This window comes from Mycobacterium sp., from assembly GCF_052143115.1.
Taxonomy (GTDB): Bacteria; Actinomycetota; Actinomycetes; order Mycobacteriales; family Mycobacteriaceae; genus Mycobacterium.
Window position 1 is genome coordinate 1 of sequence record NZ_JBKQTQ010000257.1, and the last position, 20,659, is coordinate 20,659.

Annotated in this window: 19 protein-coding genes and 2 pseudogenes; 9 read left to right on the plus strand and 12 right to left on the minus strand. The window is 64.9% G+C overall.

Annotation, left to right across the window (positions count from 1 at the left end):
- Window positions 1-412 precede the first annotated feature (412 nt).
- Window positions 413-844: a DUF1810 domain-containing protein gene (locus tag ACLQI9_RS25555; protein ID WP_442392354.1), complete on the minus strand. Its 432-nt coding sequence runs from the start codon at window positions 842-844 to the stop codon at window positions 413-415.
- Between the two features lie 18 nt (window positions 845-862).
- Between ACLQI9_RS25555 and ACLQI9_RS25560 the strand changes: the two genes are divergently transcribed.
- Together ACLQI9_RS25560 and ACLQI9_RS25565 are read left to right on the plus strand one after the other, a co-directional pair.
- Window positions 863-2,101, plus strand: a complete 1,239-nt coding sequence (locus ACLQI9_RS25560; RefSeq protein WP_442392355.1) for an alpha-hydroxy acid oxidase — start codon at window positions 863-865, stop codon at window positions 2,099-2,101.
- A gap of 26 nt (window positions 2,102-2,127) precedes the next feature.
- Entirely contained in the window at window positions 2,128-2,328 is a 201-nt protein-coding gene (locus tag ACLQI9_RS25565) for a hypothetical protein (RefSeq protein WP_324436490.1), read from the plus strand.
- Window positions 2,329-2,332: 4 nt separating this feature from the next.
- Here the strand turns inward: ACLQI9_RS25565 and ACLQI9_RS25570 are convergent, their stop codons facing one another.
- From ACLQI9_RS25570 to ACLQI9_RS25600, 7 genes and pseudogenes are all read right to left on the minus strand, one after another.
- Complete coding sequence (locus ACLQI9_RS25570; RefSeq protein WP_442392358.1) at window positions 2,333-3,880, minus strand: molybdopterin-dependent oxidoreductase; 1,548 nt, start codon at window positions 3,878-3,880, stop codon at window positions 2,333-2,335.
- A 332-nt stretch (window positions 3,881-4,212) separates the two neighbouring features.
- On the minus strand, window positions 4,213-4,593 hold the full coding sequence (locus ACLQI9_RS25575) for an MmpS family transport accessory protein (RefSeq protein WP_442384822.1): 381 nt from the start codon (window positions 4,591-4,593) through the stop codon (window positions 4,213-4,215).
- Between the two features lie 70 nt (window positions 4,594-4,663).
- Window positions 4,664-5,026, minus strand: coding sequence for a DUF732 domain-containing protein (locus tag ACLQI9_RS25580; protein WP_442384824.1), 363 nt, complete (start codon window positions 5,024-5,026; stop codon window positions 4,664-4,666).
- Between the two features lie 56 nt (window positions 5,027-5,082).
- A complete protein-coding gene (locus ACLQI9_RS25585) occupies window positions 5,083-5,547 on the minus strand; it encodes a hypothetical protein (protein ID WP_442384825.1) in 465 nt (154 codons plus the stop codon).
- Window positions 5,548-5,602: 55 nt separating this feature from the next.
- Window positions 5,603-7,036 (minus strand): WS/DGAT/MGAT family O-acyltransferase, encoded by a 1,434-nt coding sequence (locus tag ACLQI9_RS25590; protein WP_442384827.1) that lies wholly within the window; start codon window positions 7,034-7,036, stop codon window positions 5,603-5,605.
- Window positions 7,037-7,135: 99 nt separating this feature from the next.
- Complete coding sequence (locus ACLQI9_RS25595) at window positions 7,136-8,254, minus strand: phosphotransferase family protein (protein ID WP_442384829.1); 1,119 nt, start codon at window positions 8,252-8,254, stop codon at window positions 7,136-7,138.
- Window positions 8,251-9,303: pseudogene (locus ACLQI9_RS25600) on the minus strand (hypothetical protein); the annotation flags it as partial. The pseudogene ACLQI9_RS25600 and the gene ACLQI9_RS25595, both read right to left, overlap by 4 nt.
- 17 nt (window positions 9,304-9,320) lie before the next feature.
- On the opposite strand from ACLQI9_RS25600, the pseudogene ACLQI9_RS25605 reads away from it, so the two are divergent.
- From ACLQI9_RS25605 to ACLQI9_RS25615, 3 genes and pseudogenes are all read left to right on the plus strand, one after another.
- Window positions 9,321-9,824: pseudogene (locus ACLQI9_RS25605) on the plus strand (phosphotransferase); the annotation flags it as partial.
- A gap of 39 nt (window positions 9,825-9,863) precedes the next feature.
- A complete protein-coding gene (locus ACLQI9_RS25610; RefSeq protein WP_442384831.1) occupies window positions 9,864-10,610 on the plus strand; it encodes an MBL fold metallo-hydrolase in 747 nt (248 codons plus the stop codon).
- Window positions 10,611-10,957: 347 nt separating this feature from the next.
- Window positions 10,958-12,442, plus strand: coding sequence for an LCP family protein (locus ACLQI9_RS25615; RefSeq protein WP_442384904.1), 1,485 nt, complete (start codon window positions 10,958-10,960; stop codon window positions 12,440-12,442).
- Here the strand turns inward: ACLQI9_RS25615 and ACLQI9_RS25620 are convergent.
- From ACLQI9_RS25620 to ACLQI9_RS25635, 4 genes are read right to left on the minus strand one after another with little or no spacing between them, the layout of a single operon-like run.
- Window positions 12,435-13,325, minus strand: a complete 891-nt coding sequence (locus ACLQI9_RS25620) for an alpha/beta fold hydrolase (RefSeq protein WP_442392356.1) — start codon at window positions 13,323-13,325, stop codon at window positions 12,435-12,437. The genes ACLQI9_RS25615 and ACLQI9_RS25620 overlap by 8 nt on opposite strands.
- Window positions 13,322-14,113, minus strand: a complete 792-nt coding sequence (locus tag ACLQI9_RS25625) for an SDR family NAD(P)-dependent oxidoreductase (protein WP_442384835.1) — start codon at window positions 14,111-14,113, stop codon at window positions 13,322-13,324. Before ACLQI9_RS25625 ends, ACLQI9_RS25620 begins: the two co-directional genes overlap by 4 nt.
- An 18-nt stretch (window positions 14,114-14,131) precedes the next feature.
- Window positions 14,132-14,908, minus strand: coding sequence for an SDR family oxidoreductase (locus ACLQI9_RS25630; protein ID WP_442392357.1), 777 nt, complete (start codon window positions 14,906-14,908; stop codon window positions 14,132-14,134).
- Window positions 14,909-14,956: 48 nt separating this feature from the next.
- Entirely contained in the window at window positions 14,957-16,537 is a 1,581-nt protein-coding gene (locus ACLQI9_RS25635; RefSeq protein ID WP_442392359.1) for a flavin-containing monooxygenase, read from the minus strand.
- A gap of 157 nt (window positions 16,538-16,694) precedes the next feature.
- On the opposite strand from ACLQI9_RS25635, the gene ACLQI9_RS25640 reads away from it, so the two are divergent.
- The 4 genes from ACLQI9_RS25640 (at window position 16,695) to ACLQI9_RS25655 (ending at window position 20,631) form a co-directional block, all read left to right on the plus strand.
- Window positions 16,695-16,973 (plus strand): 2Fe-2S iron-sulfur cluster-binding protein, encoded by a 279-nt coding sequence (locus ACLQI9_RS25640; RefSeq protein ID WP_442384841.1) that lies wholly within the window; start codon window positions 16,695-16,697, stop codon window positions 16,971-16,973.
- A gap of 92 nt (window positions 16,974-17,065) precedes the next feature.
- Window positions 17,066-18,250 carry an acyl-CoA dehydrogenase family protein gene (locus ACLQI9_RS25645; protein ID WP_442384842.1) on the plus strand — a complete coding sequence of 395 codons (1,185 nt, stop codon included), beginning with the start codon at window positions 17,066-17,068 and terminating at the stop codon, window positions 18,248-18,250.
- Window positions 18,251-18,259: 9 nt separating this feature from the next.
- Window positions 18,260-19,168: a biphenyl-2,3-diol 1,2-dioxygenase gene (gene bphC, locus ACLQI9_RS25650; protein ID WP_442384843.1), complete on the plus strand. Its 909-nt coding sequence runs from the start codon at window positions 18,260-18,262 to the stop codon at window positions 19,166-19,168.
- Window positions 19,165-20,631 (plus strand): FAD-dependent oxidoreductase, encoded by a 1,467-nt coding sequence (locus ACLQI9_RS25655; RefSeq protein WP_442384845.1) that lies wholly within the window; start codon window positions 19,165-19,167, stop codon window positions 20,629-20,631. The genes bphC and ACLQI9_RS25655 overlap by 4 nt, the downstream gene beginning before the upstream one ends.
- Window positions 20,632-20,659: the final 28 nt, after the last annotated feature.

The following is a 20,659-nucleotide window of genomic DNA, read 5'->3' on the forward strand; positions in this document are numbered from 1 at the left end:
AGCGGCATGCCGCCGGACGAAGTCGTCGACCGGGTGCAGATCGAGCCGCAAGGCTGGCTAATCCTGCGGCCCACCAAGGACAGTTTGGGTGATGCACTCTAAACTGGACAACGGGCCATGTAAGAGGAGCGGCAACAGAAATGGTAGACGACACCAGCTCGTTGAGTTTCCTGAGTCGACGCCCCGTTTGGTGGTTCGTGATAGGTCCCGCTGGCGCTGTTGGCTCGGTGTGGGGGAAGCGCCTAGGCGAGGACCGTCCGCTTCTGGGTCGTTTCGTTTTCATCCTCGGCCGAGTGCTTATTTCGATCGGTCACGGCTGGGCCATCGACGGGGCGTACGTTCGTCTTGCCGGTCATCATCAGCGACGCGCGTAAACGCGAGAGCACGGACACCCGCGCATCGTGTTAAACGGCTAGGTCAGGCGCTCCACTGTCAGCGGATCTTCCTCGCCGCCGTAGTACCGCTTGAGCAGCCGCAGGAAATCGTGGTTGTCCGCGGTCGCGTGGGCAAACAAGGTCATCGACGAGCGAACTTTCAGATCATCGGGCGACCCGAAAATCTCGCCGATCGAACGGCCTTGCACGGCGTTGACCAGCCGGGCGCATTCGTGCAACCGCGGTCCGAGCAGTTCGTGCCGAAGATAGGCCCGGGCTTCGTCGAGTGAGGAGATCGCGTACCTGGCAGCTGTCGGGCTGCTGCCCAGCCCGGCGACCTGCGGGAAGATGAACCAGATCCAGTGGCTGCGTTTGCGCCCGGCGCGCAACTCGTCGAGGACGTCGTCGTAAACCCGCTGCTGCGCGTCAACGAAGCGCTGCAAATCAAAGGGGTCGCGTGCGGAATCCATAAGACCTACCGTGACACAGTGGTCAAACGACGGATACCGAAGCCGCAAGACCTCGCGCCGCTGATCCGCTTCCGCAAACCCCGGCTCGACCGCGTCCAACGCCGGCTCGATGACGCACAGACCATCCACGATCTGCGGCGCATCGCCAAGCGGCGGACGCCGCGGGCGGCCTTCGACTACACCGACGGCGCGGCCGAAGAAGAGATCTCCCTGAGCCGTGCTCGACAAGCCTTTCGCGACAGCGCGGTTCACCCCACGATCCTGCGTGGCGGCAGCATTGCGCGGACCGGTTGGGAAGTGCTCGCCCAACCGGTGGCGCTGCCGTTCGCGAACGCGCCGACGGGCTTTACCCGGTTGATGCACACCGAGGGCGAGATCGCCGGCGCCCGGGTGGCAGCGGCCGCCGGGATCCCGTTCTCGCTGTCCACGCTCGGCACCGCCTCGATCGAAGAGGTCGCGGCCGCTGCGCCGCAGGGCCGCAGATGGTTTCAGCTCTACATGTGGCGTGATCGGGACCGTTCGATGGCATTGGTGCGACGGGCGGCCGACGCCGGGTTCGACACCCTGCTGGCCACCGTCGACGTCCCGGTTGCCGGCTCGCGATTGCGCGACGTCCGCAATGGGATGTCGATCCCACCGGCGTTGTCGCTGCGGACCGTGCTCAACGCCGTGCCGCGTCCGCGCTGGTGGTTCGATCTGTTGACCACCGAGCCGCTGGCGTTCGCGTCGCTGGATCGGTGGTCGGGCACCGTCGGCGAATACCTCGACACGATGTTCGACCCCAGCCTGACGTTCGATGATTTGGAATGGATCAAGGCGCAGTGGCCGGGCAAGCTCGTCGTCAAGGGCATCCAAACTCTCGACGACGCGCGGGCCGTGGTCGATCGCGGCGTCGACGGCGTCGTGTTGTCCAATCATGGTGGCCGCCAACTCGACCGGGCTCCGGTGCCGTTTCATCTGCTACCCGCTGTGGCGCGTGAACTCGGCAAGGACGCCGAGATCCTGCTGGATACCGGCATCATGTCCGGCGCCGACATCGTCGCCGCAATCGCCCTCGGCGCACGCTGCACGCTGATCGGCCGGGCCTACCTGTATGGGCTGATGGCCGGCGGCGGGGCGGGCGTTCATCGCGCCGTCGAGATCCTGTCCGGACAGTTGACCCGCACCATGCGACTGCTCGGGGTCACCTGCCTCGAGGAGCTGACGCCCAAGCACGTGACGCAGCTGCGGCGGCTGGTGCCGGTCACGCCAGAGTGACCAGATCCGGCGCGTAGGATCCTTATATGAGAAGGGCTTTCGTCGTTACACTCGCGTTCGGATTGATCGTCGCATTTTTCGGTGTGATTTGGGCGCTTCAGGGATTCGGGGTGCTTCTTGGTAGCCCGATGAGCAACACCACGACCTGGTCCATCACTGGCCCGATCACGGCGCTGATCGGCATCGCGATTGCGGTATTCAGTTGGCGGAGACTGTCGTCGAAATAGTGCTTCACGTGGCCGCCACGGTGAAGTCCACCGTGTGCCAACCGGTGGCACCGTCGGGGACGGTCCCAACTCGATCGGCAGTTTGCGCAGCTCCGTTGTTGTCGGTGGCACGTACGGTGACGGTGTGTTTCCCAGGGCTTGTCGCCTGCCAGGGGAAGCTCCACAACCGCCACGTCTCGTTGGAATAGCTCGCGCCCAGTTCAGCGGGCTGCCACCCGCCATCCCCGATGCGGACCTCCACGGCCCGCACGCCACGATTCTGTGCCCACGCGACACCGCCGAACACCACGGGCGCCATCGGTACCTTCTGACCACCTTTCGGCACGTCGATCCGCGACTCGGTCTTGATCGGTCCACGCGGTGCCCAGCCCTGCCGCGTCCAGTACGCCTGTGCTCGGTCGAAGCGGGTCAGCTCCATGTCGACGACCCACTTGGTGGCCGACACATACCCGTAGAGCCCGGGTACTACCAGCCGGGCCGGGTAGCCATGCTCGATCGGCAGCGGCTGACCGTTGAGGCCGACCGCCAGGAGCGCGTCGCGGCCATCGGTGAGCGCATCCACTGGCGTTCCGGCGGTGAACCCGTCGATCGACGTCGAGAGCATCATGTCGGCGTCCACGTGCACACCGGCCACCGCCAGCAGATCAGCCATCCGGTAGCCTGTCCAGACGCCCGTCGAAATCAGTTTGCCTCCAACGGGATTCGACACACAGGTTAACGTCGTCACCATTTCGACGACGTCGAAGTCGGCGAGGTTGTCGAAGCTGTAGGTGGCTTCGCGGTCCACCATGCCGTGGATGCGCAGCCGCCAGTCCCCGTGGCTGAGTTGGGGAACGCTGAGTGCGGTGTCCACCCGGTAAAAGTCGGCGCTGGCGGTGACAAAGCTCGGTAGCGCAACGCCGTTCGGTTGCACATCAGCAGGTATTGGTGGCGCCGATGCGCGCGGTCGGGGAAGTGTGAAGCTGTTGAGGTCAGCGGCCACCGAATGCACCAACCGCGTGATGACCGCACCCACCACGCCACTCACTACTCCCAATCCGAGTAATCCGAACATGACCAACCCGCGCCTGCCGGCATCCGGCTGGTCGTGGTCGGCACTGTCTTCCGGGTCTCCAACGCCGGGCCAGAACCGACGGATGAGCAAGCGCAGGGCCGCCACGCCGCAGACGGCGCCCGCGACGGTGGGGATCGTGTCGAGTGCTGTGGCACCCTGCCGCGACAACACTGCGATGCATCCGAGGACACCCGCCGCGGCGATCACGGCGCTGCCGAGCGGGCGGCGCTGAGTCTCGAGGGTCCCGGCGATTGCAGCGATCGTCGCGATCACCACGAGCACGACGACGGCCACGAAGAGTTTGTCCAGAGAGCCCAGGGTCTGAATCCCCCACTCCTTGATGGGCCCCGGCGTCAGGTCGACGACCACTGAGCCGATCGCAGCACGCGCATCGGCCCGCGCTCCGAACGGGATGCCCACCAGCTGGGCCACCCCGAGCGAGACGGACGCGGCCGCGACCCCGGCAATCATCCGCTCATTCGACGAGGCGACAGCCATCGGAGCTACTGTACTCGCGTTCCCCTCAACGACCGCAAACACCTTGCCGTGCAGGCGAACCGGCGACATCGGTATGCTGCCGTCGGCGAGCCTGCCAATGGGGATAGCCGCGGTGAACCCGGCCAGCTTGTCCGGCGGCACACCGGCCCAATGTAGATGACGCAGGTGGACGGGTCGAGGTGTCACCGCACCTTCACGGCTCAGTAGAAACTTCAGCGGCGGAGTCTGAATGGACACGCGGTCAACATCACGAGGCCCTCAAGGGCATCGGCGTCGCCAACAACAAGCTCGTACAGGTGCACTTTGAAGCCGACAACCACAATCCCGGGGGCTCACACTTGATCGGGCGGGGCTGGAGTATCAGTCACCAGCGCCGAGCAGTCGGCCAAGGTATGTCGGCCGTTGCTGGACTTCTGGTCGCGGACCTCGCCGTTGACGATGATCTCGCAAGATACCCGCTCGCCGCTCGTCTTTGCGCCGACGGCAAACAGCCCATAGGTCGCCTCGCTGGTGAAACTGGTGGACCACGGGGCCAGTTGGTTCGTCAGCTGCTGGAGGTTGTCCATCTCGTCGTGGTACGACACCAAGATCAGCGGGCCGTCCGCGTCGATGTTGTAGGTCACCGTATCGCCAGGCTCAGCTCCAGCGGCTGTGGCGGTTGTTAGCGAAGCTGCCACCAGCAGCGCAGCGGCTGCGGCAAACCGCGTCATCATGGGCTGATCCTAATTTGTCCCCCGCTGCCCGGTCGTCAGGTCAATCCTGACACGGGCTCAACGCACGCAGTCACGTGCCCTTTTGGTCCGGGCAGTACACCGCGATGGCGTCCCTGATGAACTGCGCGGCCTGCCCACTCGTCAAACCCTGCGCTTCCAGTTCGTTGTAGATCTGCCCGATGGCGGCCAGGTACTGTCCCGGCTGCGCGCCGAAGCGAGGAATAAACAATCCGGTGCGAGGAAGATCAGCGTCGTTGCAGCGTTCATGGGCAATGGCGATGATTTGATCCGGCGGGCCGATAATGCCGTCTCTCGAGAGCAACGCCAAAAACTGGTCGTCGAAAGGGTCAGCGTGAGCGACCGCGGCCGCCAGCAGTAAGGCCGCCGTGGCGGTGACAGCGGCGAGAATTGGACGGAACGGGCTGACAGCCATGGTTGAGTGTGACACCACCGCTGACAAATCGCAGGTTATGCCGAAGCTCTGGCGCGCTAGGCGGCTCCACCGCCTGAGCCCGAGGGATCGTTGCTCATGACGTCGGCGAAGGTCGCGGTGAGCTCGGCGATCATCCGCTCGATTAGTCGATGGTCGTCGCGCGGGTCGTAGTGGTCTGCCATGCTACGGCCGGCCAGGTAAGCGCCGGCGGCAATCGCCGACCACATCGTCATCGCCTGGCGAACGCGGCGGTTCTCCGCGGCGACTCCCATCCGAACGGCGAGCGCCTGGCTCAGTACCCGCTTGCGGGCTAAGGACGCCTGCTTTCTCAGATTCGAATTTGCGGTGACGACCTCCGCCATCGCGAGCAGGCGTTCACGTGTGATCACGCCACGGCCGTCGATGATCGCCGTTACCGCCTCGGTGGTGGCGATGAGCAGCGCCTGTTCTGGACTAGTTTCTGCCTCAACATCTTTGAGTGCGGCGGCGGTTGCGTGCAGGAGGTCATCGACAACGGACATAATGGCCTCGACCGGCTCGCGCGCCAGCGCCGGTTACCGGTCATCGGATAGTCAGTCAGCTCGCCGCCGCAGCCAGCGGAAGCGCCGCGCCAAGTTGCCGCAGCTGGTCGGAAAGCCCTGCAGCTCTGCGTATTTCGATGAACGCATCGATCATGGCGTCGGTCGCCTCGTGCGGATCGACCAGCGTCACGTCGTCGGTCAACACCGAGATGGCCAGCTGATCGACGTAGCTCCACACCGTGATATTCAGCCCGCTTCCCGCCACAACCGGCCCGACGGAATAGATTTCGCTGACCGTCGCACCCTCGATGTGACCGCGCTCGCGCGGCCCCGGCACGTTGGAGATCGTCAAGTTCATCACGCTCGCCGATTCGACGCGTCGGGCTTGCGTCCGAAAGAAACGCGGCGCGAGCGCGGGCGGTAGGTAGGACAGCCAGGCCGGCAGCAAGGTCGGCCCGAGCAAGTGGTGGTTCTCTTTGGCGATCTTGGTCGCCATCGACGTCAACTCCACCCGCTGCAGCGGGTCTTCGATCTGAACCGGTAGCGACGGCGTCAGGTAGGTGAACTCGTTGCCGTCCAGGCGGTCCGGCGACGTGTTGTAACTGACCGGCACACCGGCGATAAGCGGTGCGTCGGCGTGCCCATCGTAGCGCAGCAGTAGCCGCCGCAGCGCGCCGGCGGACATCGCCAACACGACGTCGTTGAGCGTCACGCCGAGGTGCTCGGCGGTCTCCTTGACATCGGACAGCGCCAGTGGCGCGGTGGCGAACCGCCGCCCCGGCGTCACGCGGTGGTTGATGAAGCACTGCGGCGGGTCGAAGTTGCGGGCGAGGTCCGGATGCGCACCACGTTCCTTGGAGCGGCGCCGCACTCGCGAAACCCCGGTCGCGGTCTCGCGCACCAGCCGAGGCAGTTTGCGGATAAGTTCCACGTGGTCACTGGTGGCCGCCCGCAGCAGTTCACCGCGGGTAAGCGGCTGAGCAGCAGAGTTCAACGCCGGAACGTCGGCGGGTTCGTGCGGCCGGATCGCCAGGGCCATCTGGTTGGCCGATGCGACGCCGTCAGCCAGCACGTGGTGCACCTTGTGGATGATCGCGATCCGGTTCTCGGCCAATCCCTCGGCGACGTACATCTCCCAGAGCGGTCGACTGCGGTCCAACGGAGTGCTCGCGATCTCGCCGATCAGCTGGTCAAGCTCACGACGGCCGCCCGGGGCGGGTACCCGAACCTGACGCAGGTGATAGTCCAGGTCGATGTCGGCGTTCTGCACCCACATCGGGTGATGCAACTTCAGCGGGATGTCCACCAGCTGAAAGCGAAGCGGTGGCAACGCCAAGAGCCGTGGATGCGCGACCCGGCGGAACAACTCGAAACTGAATCCGTCCTCCACACCCGACACATCGAGCACGCCGATCTTGAGGGTGTGCATATGGATCTCGGGTGTCTCGCTGTAGAGCATCAAGGCGTCCACGCCGTTGAGCCGCTTCACATCCCACCCCGTTGATGAACGCTGGCTAGGGCCATGCCCCATTTGACCTCTTGCAGACGTTCGTGGGGTGGCTTCGGCGAAACTTCTGATAGCCGCCTATTAGCCCGATGGTTCGGGGATCGCTGCGTGGCTTAGCGATGCGTGCGACAGTACTTCGTCGATGCGTTCTTGGCGGATGGCGACCGGTCCGGGTTCGAGGTTGTCGGTGATATCCAGATCCGCGAGCCCGACCTGGGTGAGCAGGTGCGTGCCGCCCGCGGCCAAGACGAGTTTCGGATCATCGGAGTCGCCTTGGTCGACGAGCATCGCGCCGATCAAGCAGATCACCGCCATCTTGAAGGAGTTCAGCGCCCGATACCAGCTGCGGTTCTCGACTTTGATCCCACTGGCGGCCTGGTAGCGCTCGATGAATTCGTCGATGGTCAGTGCGGCGTCATGGCTGGTGATGCCCACGGGCTGGATCCACAACAGCTCCATCCAGCCGATGTCGGTGAGCGGGTCCCCGACGGTGGTCATCTCCCAATCGAAGACCGCGCTGACGTTGTCGTCGACGAACGCGAAGTTGCCCGGTTTCGCGTCGCCGTGGACGAGGGTGATCGTCGGGAACGGTGCCGGCCTGGTCGCCCGCAGTCCTTGCAGCAGGCGCTCCAGCGCAGGCAGCGTTCCGCGCTGTACCCGATGCATTTCGTTTGCCCAGTGGTCGATCTCGCGATCGAGGTGAGTTGTTCCGTCGTCCAGCGCGCCCAGGCCGGTCTTCGACAGATCCACCGAGTGGATCGCGGCAAGCTGCGCGGCCATGCTCTCGCACATCCGCCGGATGCGCTGCGGCGTGGCGTCGGGGGGTGTTTCCATCTCATAGACGCCTCCGACTACCCGGTTCATCACGAGGAACGGTCGACCGAGCACCTCCCCGGAGTTTTCCAGCCACAACGCCCGCGGGGCCCGCACATCGGTGTCGGCGAGGCCGCGCAAGATGTCGAATTGCCGCTCGAGGTCATAAGGCTCCAACAAGGCGGGCGGCCGAGGACGCAGCCGCAACACCACGTCTTGGCGTTCCTCGGTGTTGCCGTGGCGCGCGACGACCGTCAGCACCATCATCTCTGCCGAGTATCCGAAGGTGACCCGATCGAGCCCCTCGACCCGCACCTCGTTGGCGTCTGGCAATTTCGTTCGGAGCCACTCCGTCAGCCGCGGGCCGATCTCATCGGTTGCTCTCATTGCTGGGCCTCACTGTCGGCGGGCAGTCGGTCCACCGGCGTTTTGTCCTGTCCGAACGACGACATGTCCATCGGCTTCCAGTTGGGATAACGGGGGTAAGCGTTGCCGCCCATCAGGATTTCGAAGATGCCCCAGCCGATCCGGCCGTCGAAGTCAAAGCGCATGAGCTGATCGATCGCCATAGCCTTGTCCTCGGTTTCGATCAACTCGTCGCGGTTGGTGGCATCCCATCGGTAATGAATGAAATACGCGCCGCCGCTGAGATTTTCGTAGTTGCACTTCGCCATCGGCAGGCCGTAGTAGGCGTTCACGTGTTGATTCGGCGATTCTGCGGTGACCCGATAGCGGTTGCCATCCTCGTCGGTGAAGACGAGCGCGGCGCGGGCCGGTCTTTTGCGGTCGCCGTCGAATTCCACCTCGTGCTCGATGTTGACGAACCGTTTTGACAGGGTGCCGTCGTTGTGGGTGATACCGCCGTCGACGTAAGTGACTTCGCCGTCGGAGGTTTCGAAGATCCAGGCTTCAATCGCGCGGTCCTCGAAGCCGGCGTCGAGCCAGAGCCAGAAGTCGATTTCGTCGGCGACCCGGACCCCGAATGTCCGGTCGCGGCCGCCGTGAAAGCCGTCGACCGAGATGCGTTCACCCTCGATCTCCACCCAGCCCGTCCACCGTCCGGGCTCTTTCATGTGATACATGTCAGCAATCACCTTGCCGTTCTTGTCATGCACCTTTAGCGGCAACAACTCCCACATCGGCGCCGTGGGTTCGTAGTAGAGCTCCCACGCGATTCCCGAGTTGTTCGGCTCGACCTCCAACTTCCATTTCTTAAGCGGCTCAACACAAGTCCACCGCATCGGGCCGGCGCCCACCTCCGCGCGTTCTCCGCCATCGACCGGCCGGCCGGCGAGCAGATCGTAATGGCGGCCGTCGGCCAGCGTCACTTTGACGTAGCCGATCCCTGATTTGGTGTTCGGGTTGTTGCCGTACCCCGACGCCAGCAGCAGCCCGCCGTCAGGCGAGGCCGCAAAGAAGTAGCAGCGGTCCGACCAGTTCGCTGTTGAACACTTCGGCTCGCCGACTCGCCGAGCGAACCTCCATCCCCGTCGAAGATGGTCGCTTCATCATCGACAACTACCGCGCTGTCGCGAAAGTGATTGACAGACAACCGAACACGGTGATGCACGGCGACGCACATCCCGGCAACGTCTACTTCCGCAACGGCGAAGCCGGATTGCTCGACTGGCAGGCGGTTCGCCGCGGGCACCCCGGCCGCGAATTGGCCTACACGCTGATCACCAGCATGACGACCGCCGACCGCCAGGCCTGCGAACGCGACCTACTTGCCACCTACCGGGACGCCCTGGCCGCCGGGGGCGGCCCTGAGCTGGATCCGGACGAGCTCTGGCTGCGCTATCGACAAGGCTCGCTGTACGCCTACGTCGCACCGCTGATCACCGCGGGGATGGGCGGTATGCAAGTCGAGAGCATCGCGATGGAAGGCGTTAAACGCGGCGTAGCAGCACTGACCGATCTGGAGACCGTGGCCGCACTCAAACAGTCACTGTCGTAGCTAGGTTGGCGGCGAAGCCGGTCGTAGGTTGGTCTCGCCATGAAAATGACGATTCTCGGTAGCGGTGGATGGATTCCGACCAGCGCCCGGCAGACGAGCTGCTACCTGATCACCTCTGGCACCGAAGCGCTGGTGCTGGATGCCGGAACCGGTTTGGGCGCGCTGCACATCAACCCCGCTCTGCTCGACGGCGTCGAGACGGTGATGGTGGTACTCAGCCACTTCCACCTCGATCACGTGACCGGGCTTGGCTTTGTCAGCGCGCGCGGGCTGGGGGGACGCGAATTGACGATCGCCGGCCCGGGCTCGCTGTCCTACGGCCGACCAACCCGCTCGATCGTGGAGGATCAGCTTCTCGCCTCCCCGTTTCAGACCGCCTCCCCGGTGGCGCCGGCACGCTGGGCGGAGCTGGGTTGGGACACCTTGACCTACGCCGGTCATGAGGTCGAAACGTGGGAGCAGACCCGACACACCCTGCCCTCCGCGGGTTTCCGGGTTGGGGGCCGTTTCGCCTACTGCACCGACACCGAATTCGACCCAGAAACCATCCGCCACGCGGCGGGCGTGACCACGCTACTGCATGAAGCGTGGGAGCCCAGGGACGCCGAGCGCGGCCACACCTCCGGTGACGAGGCCAGCACCATCGCGGTAGAGGCCGGTGTGTCACGCCTCGTGCTCACCCACAATCACCCCCTTCCCGGCGTGCCCGAGCGCACGGCAGCGGCCGCGCAGGCACGGTTCGCCGCGGCTGTCTGCGCCACCGACGGCGCAGTTCTGGAGCTATAGCGTCACGATCGTCGGGTCATGACCACGAATTGGTCACAAAGAGGCGCGCCTCAGCGGCGAACATGATCGCCTGCTGCGACATATTTCCGCTGGTAGTGCTGTTTCCATCCGCCCTGTAACATTGAAAATGTTACTTGGCTCACACCGCGTCGCACAGCAACCTGCCGCATACTGGACGCCAAGCATTAAATGTTGCCCGCGCAAACCGCAGCCCGGGGGTCAAGCGCGGCACCCCCTAGACAGTCGAGGTTGTGGTGGGAGACCTGCAGCGACCCAACGCTAAGCACCGCCATCGTGCGACGCCAGTAGCAGCCCGGCGCCGTACGATAGCGCATGCCTTCTGGGCGCTGGTAGCGGTCTTCTTGGTGTCGGCGACCGGGTCGGCATGGTGGATGGCACACGGCATGCTGGGCGGGATCACCATTTCGCAGGCCCTGGGTTCCGACGATCCGAAATCGAGCGGCGACGCGATGAACATCCTGCTCGTCGGGCTCGACTCGCGGAAAGACCAAGACGGCAACGACTTGCCATGGGCCTTGCTCAAACACCTGCACGCCGGCGACTCCGACGACGGCGGCTACAACACCAACACCTTGATCCTTGCGCATGTCAGCGCCGATGACCGCGTGACCGCGTTCTCGATCCCCCGTGACGACTGGGTGCAGTTCTCCGGCGTGCCCGGCTACAACCACATCAAGATCAAAGAGGCCTACGGGCTCACCAAGCAGTACGTCGAGCAGAAACTCACCGACAAGGGTGTGAGCGACCAGAAAGAGCTGGAGACAAAGGGTCGCGAAGCCGGCCGCGCTGCCACGCTGAAGGCGGTGCGGAATCTGACCGGAGTGCCCATCGACCGCTTCGCCGAGGTCAATCTGGCCGGTTTCTACGACCTGACCCAGAGCCTGGGCGGCGTCGACGTGTGCCTGAAGCACGCCGTGTACGACTCGTATTCCGGTGCCGACTTCCCGGCCGGACGGCAGACACTGGATGCCGAACAGGCGCTGTCATTCGTCCGACAGCGGCACGGCCTGGAAAACGGTGACCTGGACCGCACCCACCGTCAGCAGGCATTCCTTTCGTCGGTCATGGGCAAACTGCAGAATTCGGGCACGTTCACCAATATCAGCAGGCTCAAAAGCTTGATGGCGGTGGCGCGCAAAGACGTCGTTTTGTCGTCGGGCTGGGATGAAGACCAGTTCCGCCGGATGGGCGCGCTGGCCGGCAGTGGGATCCAATACCGAACGCTGCCCGTGGTTCGCTACGACAACATCAACGGTCAAGACGTCAACATCATCGACCCCGCCGCGATCAAGGCGGAGGTGACCTCCGCGTTCGGCGACTCCTCGTCGGCCACGACACTGCCCTCCTCCACCGAGCCGAGCCCGTCGACTGTGGTCGACGTGATCAACGCCAGCAACACCAGCGGGCTCGCCACCCAGCTGGCGCACACGCTGAAGAAAGACGGCTACACCACCGGTGCGATACGCGACCGCGTGCGCGGTGAACCCACCACCACCACGATCGAGTACGCGCCCGGCGCCGAGACCGACGCACGCAGCCTGGCGACAGTGCTGGGCATCGATGCACCCGACAAACCGAATCGCTCGCTGGAATTCGGGCATGTCGAAGTCATCGTCGACGACAACTACTCGGCGCCATCCGCGGCCCAGAACGAAACCTCGTCGGCCTCGAGTGAGGACGAAACCCCCTCGGCCTCAAGCCTTTCCGGCAGTTACGGTTACCACCAATGGAGCACGGAAACCGACACCACCGAGCCGACCCCCGATCAGGGTGCACCGATCGACGGCGGCGGCGTGCCCTGCGTCAACTGAGCCCGGCGGCGTCTTTTCGTAGCAAGAACGCCAGCGCGGCGCTCTCGAAGGCCTCTTTCGCCTCGATCATCGTCCAGTGGCCGCAGTTGGGGAACACGTGCAATTCGGCGTTGGGAATGGTGCGCATCGGGATCAACGCCATATCCAGCGGGCTCACTCGGTCGTCGCGGCCCCAGGTGATCAGCGTCGGCGCCTTGACCCGGTGCATCATCGCCCAGGGCTGCGGCCCCTTGGACGATTCCATGGCCTTCATCATCTGCGCGAACGCCTCCGTGCTGTACATCCGCCGCGCCCCGGCCAATGTCTGCGGATCGGTGGCGTGATTCCACCGCTCCTCGACGAGTTCCTCGGTCACGGTTGCCGGGTCGTAGACCATCGAATGCAGCCAGCGGACCAGTCGCTCCCGGGTGGGCTCGTCGATGAACTCCTGCAGTAGCCGGATGCCTTCCGCTGGGCCCGGACTGAGGAGGTTGCGGCCGATGCCGCCGATGGTCACCAGCCGATGCACCCGTTCGGGATGAGCGATCGCGAAGTTGATGGCGACACCGCCGCCCATCGAATTGCCGACGATGTCGACGCTGTCCAGGCCGAGCGCATCGACGAAGCGCACCAACGCATCCAGTGCGGTGATCATCGGGTGGCCGCCGAAATCGTCACTGACGCCGAAGCCGGGGAACTCCAGGATCAGACACCGGAAGAATTCGGAGAACGCGCCCAGGACGCCGCGGAAGTTGCGCCATCCCGTCACGCCCGGGCCGGAGCCGTGCAGCAGCACCAAGGGCGGCCCGGTGTCGACCAGGCCTGCCTCGTGATAGCGCAGAACGCCTGCGTCGGTGGCGATTTCACGCAACGTGTCCTCGTAGGTCACGCCTTGAGCTGTCACGCGTGTGTTCCGCCGTCGACCCGGATTTCGGTGCCGGTGATGAACGCGCCGTCGTCGGATACCAACATGGCGATGACGCCGGCGACGGCGGCAGGATCGCCCATCCCGGCGCCGCTGGATTCCAGCGTGGTCGGCATGATCGGCATCAGCCTGGTGAAAAGCGCCCAGTCCGCGTCTTGAGGGATGTATCCGGCTGTCGCATCGGTGATTCCGGACTTGATACTTCCGGGCGCCACGCACACCGCACGAAGTCCTTTGCTCGCGTACTCGAGCGCCAGCGCATGGGTGAAGGACTGAACCCCGCCCTTGCTGGCCGCGTAGGCCGCCATGTACGGATGCGCGAACGACGCCGACGTCGAGCTGAAGTTGACGATCGCGCTGCGAGGATTTTGCAACAGCGCCGGCAGCGCCTCGCGGACCACCAGGAACGTCCCAGTCAGGTTGACCCCGATGATCTGGTTCCACAGGTCCAAGCCCATCTGATCGGTGTGTGCGGCGCGCAGGATGCCGGCGGCGTTGACCAGCGAATCCAGGCCTCCCAACGTATCCACGGCCGAGCGCACACCGTCGACCACCGATCTCTCGTCGCCGACGTTCATCTCCAACGTGGCCAACCGATCACCGGCCTCGATCTCCCCGGCCCGGGCGCGGGTCTTGTCCAGCCCGTCGGCCGCGACGTCGGCGGCGACCACCGCGGCCCCCTCGTCCAGCAGGCGCAGCGCGGTGGCCTGCCCGATGCCCGAGGCGCCGCCGGTCACCAGTACCCGGTTGTGTGCTAATCGCTTCATCTACAGTCCTGTCTGGTCCTACTGGCCCATAACGTATTTCAGCGTTGGCCCGGCGGTCCAGCCGCCGTCTACCGCGATCTCGGCGCCGGTGACATAGGCGGCGTCGTCGGACAGCAGATAGCCCACGGCGCCGGCGATCTCCTCCGCCACCGCGACCCGTCCCATCGGGGTGTTGGGATAGTTGCCTTCGCCGACCTGGATCCCGACATTGACGGTCATCGGGGTATAGGTCATGCCGGGGTGCACCGAGTTGACCCGAATGCGGTCGGAACCCAGCTCGACGGCGGCGATCTTCGACAGTCCGCGCACACCCCACTTCGAGGCGCCGTAGCCCGCGGTGAACGCCAGACCGAATAAACCGGCCGCCGAAGAGATGTTGACGATCGACCCGCCGCCCGCCGAGCGCATCGGCCCGATCACGGCCTGCAGACCGTTGAACACTCCGACCAGGTTCACCTCCACGACCGTCCGGAAGTGCGCCGCCGGCTCGTGCTCGATGTACTGACCGGTCGACACTCCGGCGTTGTTCACCAGCCCATTGAGCGTGCCGAACTCGGTGAGGGTGAATTGCACCGCCTCCGACCACTGCTCGGGATCGGTGACGTCGAGATGGGTGTACCGCGCCTGTGCGCCGAGTTCGTCGGCCAACTTCTTGCCCTCGTCGTCGAGCAGGTCAGCGAGCACCACGTTGCCGCCGCGGGCGATGATGTGGCGTGCGAACGCCGCGCCGAGCCCACCCGCGCCGCCGGTGATGATGGCGACCTTCCCGGCCAGCTGCCCTGAATTACTCCCCATTGCAACCACTTTCTGTAGTTATTGGCGCCTCCGCTGCAGGCCCCGGCATCAAGACGCTTTTACCAAAACGAATCCCTTGTAGCCGGCGTCGGCCACCTCGGCGCAGATGTCGTTGTATGTCGCGAACCCACCAATGAACAACATGAAGCCCCGCGGTTTTCCCGGCACGTTAGCGCCCATGTACCAGGAGTTCGCCTTGGTGAACAGCGTCGCTTCGGCACGCCGGGCACATTCTGCGCCCCAGCCGTCGACGGCGTCGCTGGTAGCTTCCATTGCGGCATAACCATGGTGGTCGAGGTAGGTGATGGCTTCTGCGATCCAGTTCACTTGCGCCTCCGCGTGCAGCACCATGTTTGCCAGCACCGCGGGCGCTCCGGGACCCGAGATCAGAAATAGGTTGGGGAACCCGTCGACGCCTAACCCCAGGTAGGTGCGCGGTCCGTGCGCCCAGTTGTCACGTAGGGTCGCGCCGTTACGGCCGACGATGTCGATCTTGCTCAGCGCCCCAGTGAGCGCATCGAAACCCGTTGCCAGCACGATCATGTCGAGGTCGTGGTGGGCGTCGGTAGTGTTGATTCCGTCGGCGTCAACGGATTCGATCGGGGTGGCGCGCACACTGATCAGCGACACGTGCGGCTGATTGAAAGCCTGGAAGTAGTTGCTGTCTGTGCAGATTCGCTTTGTTCCGATCGGGTGATCGTTGGGAATCAGCATGTCCGCCACCACAGAGTCGTCGATCACGGAGCGGACCTTCTCGTCGTAGAACTTGCGCGCCTCCTCATTGGCGGCCGGGTCGATCATCTGGTCCGGGAAGGTTTTGGAGAACAGCACACCCCCCAGCTGCCATCGAGTTTCGAACGCCGCGCGGCGCTCATCCGGCGTGAACTCCATCGCCGGCTTGGGGGCGGTGATGTGCGGTGAACCACCGCCGCTGCGCCACGACACACGACGTCGCTCCGCGTAAGTGGCCTTGATTTCGTCCATCTCCGCACCGGACAGCGGCTTATTGCCCGCGGGGACGCTGTAGTTGGGGGTGCGCTGGAAGACATAGAGGTGCGCGGCCTGCTCGGCGATGATCGGAATCGATTGGATGCCGGAGGATCCGGTGCCGATGACAGCCACTCGCTTGCCGGTGAAGTCGACGGGATCGTGAGGCCACGCGGCGGTGTGGTAGATCTCGCCGGCGAAGCTATCCAGGCCGCTGAACTCTGGGGTCATCGCGTCCGACAACGGGCCGGTCGCCATCAAACAGAACCGTGCCGAGAGCTTCTGTCCGCCGTCGGTGGTCACTGTCCAGCGCAGCGTCGTCTCGTCGAGCACCGCCGAGACTACGCGGGTGTTGAACGCGATGTCACCGCGCAAGTCGAGTTTGTCCGCGACCCAGTTCAGGTAGCTCAGGATCTCGGCCTGGGTGGCGTACTTCTCGGTCCAGTTCCACTCCTGCTGCAGTTTGTCGGAAAACGAATAGCAGTAGTCCACGCTCTCGACGTCACAACGCGCGCCCGGATAGCGGTTGTAGTACCAGGTGCCGCCCAGCTCGGGTGCGGCCTCTAGGACCCGCACCGAGAGACCCTGGGTGCGCAGCTTGTGCAGGGCATACAGACCGGCGAACCCGGCGCCCACCACCATGACGTCCAGAGGTGCATCGAGGTTCACAAGCATTCACTGTAGGTAGATCGGTCGCATCGCGCGGTTCCCTTCCCGGTCACCGGGCGGTGCGAGCCAGTTTTCCCGGCCATTGGGCGGGCCTGTGCGCAGTCCTGTGTCGATCGCAGACCATCGGCTTATGCCAGAAGTCATACATGTGAACGTCGACCTGGACGGTCAACGGCATCGTCTGAGCTGGCCGCGCGGCCAGACCCTGGTCGACATATTGCTCGATGCGGGCATTGACGTGCCCCACTCATGCCGGGAAGGCCGCTGTGGGTCGTGCGTGGCGACCGTGGTTGAGGGTGACGTCGCCATGGCGGCGTGCGACATCTTCGGACCCGAGGATCTACGGGACGGCCTGATTCTCGCGTGTCAGGCCAGGCCGGTGAGCGGCGATGTGCGCATCGAGTTTTGATCCGTTTGCGTCCGCTCACCGGGATCACCTTCGGGACGGACGCGGACTGCGGTAGACCATTACTAAGCCCACACCACGTAAGGACGAACGATATGAGCGAGCGGGTTCTTGACCGGGTCATGGCCACGGCCGACCAGTTGCGGGAGCAGGCCGCGGAAGCCGAGAGAATTGGTCGGCTCACCGACGAGACCGTCAAAGTCATGAAGGCGGCCGGGCTGATCCGGCTGCTGCAGCCGAAGAGCTACCAAGGGTTTGAGGTCCACCCACGCGAGTTCGGTGAGACCGTGATGGCCACCGCGGCACTGGATCCGGCCGCCGGCTGGATCGTCGGTGTGGTGGGCGTGCACCCCTACCAGCTGGCCTATGCCGACCCGAAGGTGGCCGCCGAGGTTTGGGCCGACGATGTCGACACCTGGATGGCTTCCCCGTATGCGCCGCAGGGGGTGGCTAAACCCGTCGACGGTGGTTACATCTTCAACGGCCGCTGGCAGTTCAGCTCGGGCACCGACCACTGCGACTGGATCATCCTGGGCGCGATGCTCGGCGACAACGAGGGGGTGCCGCTGATGCCGCCCCAGGTGCTGCACATGATCCTGCCGCGCAAGGACTACGAGATCGTCGAGGACTCGTGGAACGTGGTGGGTCTGCGCGGCACCGGCTCGAAGGACGTGATCGTCAAGGACGCGTTCGTCCCGACCTACCGGACCATGGACGCGACTAAGGTCATCGACGGCACCGCCCAGCGAGAGGCTGGCATGACCGAGCCGCTATATCTGATGCCGTGGTCGACCATGTTCCCGCTGGGCATCTCGGCGGCGACCATCGGCATCGCCGAGGGTGCCCTGGCCGCGCACTTGGACTATCAGCGCGAGCGCGTCGGCGCCACCGGAACCGCGATCAAGGACGACCCCTACGTCATGCACGCGATCGGCGAGGCGGCGGCCGACATCAACGCCGCCCGTCAGGAATTGCTGGCTAACGCGGACCGGATCTACGACATGGTTGCCGCCGGCAAAGAGGTATCGTTCGCGGACCGCGCGGCCGGTCGTCGCACCCAGGTTCGCGCGGTGTGGCGCGCAGTGTCGGCGGTCGACGAGATCTTCGCCCGCTCGGGCGGCAACGCGGCGCGGATGGACAAGCCGCTGCAACGATATTGGCGTGATGTGCACGTCGGCCACTTGCATGCCATCCATGTCCCCGGCACCACGTATCACGCGTCGGCCCTCAGCTCGCTGGGCATCGAACCGCCCGAGGGTCCGCTGCGGGCACTGATCTAGGAGGCCAACGTGACTGACCTGAAAAGCCTTGGGTATATCACGATTTCGACCAATGAGATCGACCGGTGGCGGCAGTTTGCCTTCGGCGTGCTGGGCTTCGCGGAAGGCAAGGGGCCCGACCCGTCAGCGTTGTACCTGCGGATGGACGAGCGCGCCGCCCGGCTCATCGTGGTGCCCGGCGAGACAGACCGGGTGCTCACCGTCGGCTGGGAAGTGCGCGATCACCCGGCGCTGCAACGAGTCAAAGCAGCACTCGACGGTGCTGGGCTGCCATTCAAGCAACTGTCCACCGATGAGGCGGAGGCTCGCAGGGTGGAGGAGGTGATCACCTTCGAAGATCCGGCTGGCACCACACTCGAGGTATTCCACAGTGCGGTGCTTGACCACAGCCCGGTCATCACCCCGTTCGGCGCGCAATTCGTCACCGGCGATCAGGGAATGGGCCATGTCGTCGTGCCGGCCACCGATCCGGGCGGGCTGTTCGACTTCTACACCGACGTCTTGGGGTTCCGCTCCCGCGGCGCGTTCCGCGTACCGCTACCGAAAGAGTTTGGCCCGGTACGGGTTCGCTTCCTCGGGATCAACGAACGACACCACAGCCTGGCGATCGTCCCAGCCGCACACCAGCGTGACCCACGCCTCGTCCACATCATGGTCGAAGTCGACACCCTCGACGCCGTCGGTCAGGCACTGGACCGCGTCAACGCCGAGGGCTTCCAGCTGTCGTCCACCCTCGGACGTCACACCAACGACAAAATGGTGTCGTTCTACGTCCGCGCGCCCGGCGACTGGGACATCGAATTCGGCACGGATGGCATGCGCGTCGACGAAACGTATTACACCGCAGAGGAAATCACGGCCGACAGCTACTGGGGCCACCAGTGGGTCGGAGAGATGCCTGCGGCCATGCGGCTATGACACCCGACACCGACGTCACACCCGTTGCGGCGTCGTCGATCACGTCGTGGGATGACGAGGCCGACGTCGTCATCGCCGGCTACGGGATCGCTGGCGCCGCAACGGCAGTCGAGGCGGCCCGCTCCGGTGCCGACGTCGTGGTTCTGGAGCGCACCGGCTCCTGGGGCGGCGCCGCGGCGATGGCAGGTGGATTCATCTACCTCGGTGGTGGCACGCCGCTCCAAAAGGCCTGCGGCTTTGACGATTCCGTCGACAATATGGCGGCGTTCCTCAACGTCGCGATGGGACCCGGTGCCGACGGGAGCCGAATCTCCGATTACTGCGCCGGTAGCGTCGCCCACTTCGACTGGCTCGTCGGCTGCGGCGTCCCGTTCAAGGCGGAGTTCTTCTCCGAGCCGGGCTGGGAACCGATGGGCGACCAAGGGCTGATGTACAGCGGCGGCGAAAACTCCTACCCGTTCAACAGGATCGCAACCCCGGCCCCGCGCGGGCACGTCCCGCAGATGTCGAACAAGAAGCAGGGCGAAGCCAGCGCCGGCTACATGCTGATGAAGCCGCTCGTCGAGACCGCGACGGCGGCCGGTGCGCGGGCAATTTACGACGTGCGAGTTCAGTGTCTGATCGTCGCATCCGACGGCAGGGTGGTCGGCATCCGCGCCCGCCGGTACGGCAGTGAGATGATGATCCGGGCGCGCAGCGGAGTCGTGCTAGCGACGGGCAGCTTCGCCTACAACGATGCGATGGTGGCCCGTTACGCTCCGCGGATCGCCGGACGCCCGGCGGCCTCGATCGAGCAGCACGACGGGCAAGCCATCCGGATGGCACAGGCACTGGGCGCCGACCTCGCCCATATGGACGCCACCGAAGTCGCAATCTTCATCGACCCGCAACAGTTGGTGCGCGGCATTCTGGTCAACGGCCGCGGTCAACGCTATGTCCCCGAGGACACCTACCCGGGCAGGATCGGGCAGCTCACGCTCTACCAACAGGACAACATCGCGTACCTGATCATCGACAGCGATGGCCAAGAGGAGGCAATGGCCTCGTGGTCACCGAAGTTCATGCTGCGACCGGCAACCTGGGTGGCCGACAGCGTTGCCGACCTGGAACGCGACATGGGCCTGACACCCGGTTCGCTGCAGGCGACAGTGGCCGCATACAACGAGGGCGCGACCCGCGGCGAAGATCCGCTGCTGCACAAGAAGCCCGAGTGGGTGAAACCGATCGGTTCCCCGGTGGGCGCCATCGACCTCCGAGAAAGCACCGGCGGGTTCACGTTGGGCGGGCTGGCCACCACGTTGGATGCCGAGGTCCTGCACGTCAGCGGTGAGCCCATCCCGGGGCTCTTCGCCGCAGGCCGTTCGACCGCCGGACTGGCCGCCTGGGGTTACGCCAGCGGCGTCTCGCTCGGCGACGGCAGCTTCTACGGTCGCCGCGCCGGCCGATCTGCGACCAAGGGCTGACCTGCACTGATCCATGTGTCGCGGTCAT

What these genes read in the sequence shown, in the direction of transcription:
- ACLQI9_RS25630 (WP_442392357.1), bottom strand. Translation starts at nt 14,908, where the DNA reads ATGGGGAGTAATTCAGGGCAGCTGGCCGGGAAGGTCGCCATCATCACC.
- ACLQI9_RS25635 (WP_442392359.1), bottom strand. Translation starts at nt 16,537, where the DNA reads ATGGTGGTGGGCGCCGGGTTCGCCGGTCTGTATGCCCTGCACAAGCTG.
- ACLQI9_RS25610 (WP_442384831.1), top strand. Translation starts at nt 9,864, where the DNA reads ATGAAAATGACGATTCTCGGTAGCGGTGGATGGATTCCGACCAGCGCC.
- ACLQI9_RS25645 (WP_442384842.1), top strand. Translation starts at nt 17,066, where the DNA reads ATGAGCGAGCGGGTTCTTGACCGGGTCATGGCCACGGCCGACCAGTTG.
- ACLQI9_RS25595 (WP_442384829.1), bottom strand. Translation starts at nt 8,254, where the DNA reads ATGAGAGCAACCGATGAGATCGGCCCGCGGCTGACGGAGTGGCTCCGA.
- ACLQI9_RS25655 (WP_442384845.1), top strand. Translation starts at nt 19,165, where the DNA reads ATGACACCCGACACCGACGTCACACCCGTTGCGGCGTCGTCGATCACG.
- ACLQI9_RS25555 (WP_442392354.1), bottom strand. Translation starts at nt 844, where the DNA reads ATGGATTCCGCACGCGACCCCTTTGATTTGCAGCGCTTCGTTGACGCG.
- ACLQI9_RS25585 (WP_442384825.1), bottom strand. Translation starts at nt 5,547, where the DNA reads ATGTCCGTTGTCGATGACCTCCTGCACGCAACCGCCGCCGCACTCAAA.
- ACLQI9_RS25565 (WP_324436490.1), top strand. Translation starts at nt 2,128, where the DNA reads ATGAGAAGGGCTTTCGTCGTTACACTCGCGTTCGGATTGATCGTCGCA.
- ACLQI9_RS25625 (WP_442384835.1), bottom strand. Translation starts at nt 14,113, where the DNA reads ATGAAGCGATTAGCACACAACCGGGTACTGGTGACCGGCGGCGCCTCG.
- ACLQI9_RS25575 (WP_442384822.1), bottom strand. Translation starts at nt 4,593, where the DNA reads ATGATGACGCGGTTTGCCGCAGCCGCTGCGCTGCTGGTGGCAGCTTCG.
- ACLQI9_RS25570 (WP_442392358.1), bottom strand. Translation starts at nt 3,880, where the DNA reads ATGGCTGTCGCCTCGTCGAATGAGCGGATGATTGCCGGGGTCGCGGCC.
- ACLQI9_RS25640 (WP_442384841.1), top strand. Translation starts at nt 16,695, where the DNA reads ATGCCAGAAGTCATACATGTGAACGTCGACCTGGACGGTCAACGGCAT.
- ACLQI9_RS25580 (WP_442384824.1), bottom strand. Translation starts at nt 5,026, where the DNA reads ATGGCTGTCAGCCCGTTCCGTCCAATTCTCGCCGCTGTCACCGCCACG.